General features: G+C 65.1%; 1 protein-coding gene. It reads right to left on the minus strand.

The genetic code is table 11. The features are described 5' to 3' along the window. Positions 1 to 853 precede the first annotated feature (853 nt). On the minus strand, positions 854 to 1,213 hold the full coding sequence (locus H505_RS0133295; protein ID WP_026405398.1) for a VOC family protein: 360 nt from the start codon (positions 1,211 to 1,213) through the stop codon (positions 854 to 856). Positions 1,214 to 2,297: the final 1,084 nt, after the last annotated feature.

Below are 2,297 nucleotides of genomic sequence, written 5' to 3' on the forward strand. Positions count from 1 at the left end.
TGGGTGAAATGCCGCCTCTGTCGTGCCAACGACCTTCCCTTCCGGTTCTCCCCAACTCTAGTTGGGGCCCTGTCCGGAAGATCCGTGGCACCTCATTCACCCTCCTCGCCGCGTTCGTAAGCCTGCGATGGGGCGAGGTGACCGCGCTCTGGCGGTGCGACATCGACACCATGAAGCGGTCCGCGTGCGAGCCGCGTACGTCGAGCGGGCGAACGGGGAAGTGAGCCTCGGGCCGACCGAGTCACAGCTGGCCTACGGACGGCCGCGATCCCGGCCGCGACCATCCGTCACCTAGATCGGTACATCCGGCCGGACGCTGAGGCGCTCGTCTTCACAGGGGTCAAGGGTGAGCCGGTGAAGACGCTCGGGGGCAAATCTGCACTTTCAGACCTTCGGCAAACCGGTAACACCCTTGCTGCCGTCTCGCTCCGCAACCTCGTGAGGGGGCCACGACAACGCACGGGCGCGCTGCGCTACCAAGATCGATCGGCTAACGCTAACCGCACGATCGCGGACGTTCTGGACGCCCGTCCAGGCCGACCGTGATCGCGATGGCGGGGCGATGGTGAGGCGGGGGCGCTCGTTCCGGCCTAATCGCCCGGTGGCCTCGCCGCACTGGAAACGATCAGGGCCCAGTGTTCGGAAGCATGTCCCGGACCCGGGCCTTCGTCGTGCGAGCGGGTGACGGGAATGAACTCACGCTGCCAGCCTGGGAAGCGCACCGATCATGCTGGTAACCGGGCCTGACCTGCCCGTAGGCCTGCCCTCAGTGACCGCTCTTGGCCTTGATCGCCCGCCTGTATTACAACTTGGTCGCCTCCGCGCCGCGCCGTCACGTCCCTCATGGTGGGGATCAATGCAGGAGGCAAAGACAGAAGGGGTGACCTGCCGGGTCCAGGAAGACCCGGTAAGACGTGCCGGGCTGCTCCGGGTGTTTGGTCGCACCGAGGTCGATTACTGCCGCCTCAGCAGCATCGAGGTCGTCTACAATCACATCGATGTGCATTTGCTGGGGCCGCTCCTGGCTCGGCCACGCTGGTGGCGTGTAATCATTCACCTTATGGAAGGAGATGCACTGGCCGGAGTCGTTGCAAGCCGCTGCCCGGTCAGTGGAGACCTCGATCTTCCAATCCAGCATCGCGCCGTAGAACCTGGCGAGTGCACCAGGATCGGGACAGTCGATAACGATGAGGGGCATGCGAGCGATCGCCATGTCGGCCACACTATCGACGATCGCGATCCCACTCTTCGCCGCCTACACCGCTCAGCGGGACGTTATCTCCGCGTCTCAACCGTCGCACGCCTGCACAGACGCAGCAACCGGTCCGGAGGGTGTTCCCGCGCGAACGGCGCCCAGTCCAAGAGAGACGGTTTCGCGCTGGAGTATCCTCCGGCACGCGGGGGCCCAGGGGGCGGCGTAGCCCTCGTCGAACCCATCGAAAGTGACTACCGCATCTCGCTGGACTGCGGCAGATTCAAGGCCGATATGGATGCCGCCCTCTCCGATGACGGGAAGAAGCTCACTTTGACGACGATTAAGGGCAAGAAGCGCGAGTACATGCGCGTGGCTGACTGACACCGGAGGCCTGTAGCTTGTGTGCGTCTTCGAGATCTCCCCGGCTACTCGGGCAGAATCGGTCGTGCACGGCGGCGCGAGACGAGACCGGCCGCCCGGCGCCCCGCGTCAGCGGGGCGCCCTTGAAGACGTAAAGAAAGTTTTCATCGGGCCTGCGGCGCCTGCGCGTTCCGCCGTGTGGGCTCGGGTTCTAGCTGGCCTGTGGCTCTCGTAGCGCTGGCGCCATGCTGAGCAGCGCTCGACGTAGGCGGGCACTGTGGGAGTTGGCGGAGGACGGGTGCGCCAATGTCGCCCGCGGGCCGCTGCGGCGGAGCGGCCCGCCCATGAGATCACCCGGCGGCCGTTCATGGTGAAAACGCTCGGGGTACCGAACCCACACTTGCACTACCTTCGGCATAGGCACTTGCTATAATCTCCTGGCTCTCTTGGAGCGCTGATATCGCATCCCTCCTATGGCCGTTCCGCTCGTACTTTGCCGGATGGCACCGGAGAGCCTGTTTGCGACCGGCGCCGATGTCTTGCCAGGTGGTGAGGCGGTGGAAGGGGACGTTATTGCGAATCTGCGGTGACGATCGCCTCCCCGTCGTCCCCTGAGGCGTGTGAGACGTGGCTCGCCAGGCTGTCGGTGCGAGGGGGCAGACTGCCCGGCATGACTGAACCTTTTCCAGCAGCGTCCGACGGTGCGTGATCACATCATGATCGCGGGCGGTGTGGCGGGCCC

Origin of the sequence: Actinomadura rifamycini DSM 43936, from assembly GCF_000425065.1 — a bacterium.
Taxonomy (GTDB): Bacteria; Actinomycetota; Actinomycetes; order Streptosporangiales; family Streptosporangiaceae; genus Spirillospora; species Spirillospora rifamycini.

Bases quoted from the DNA above. Each gene is read 5' to 3' on its own strand.
- H505_RS0133295 (WP_026405398.1), bottom strand. From the start codon at position 1,213: ATGGCGATCGCTCGCATGCCCCTCATCGTTATCGACTGTCCCGATCCT.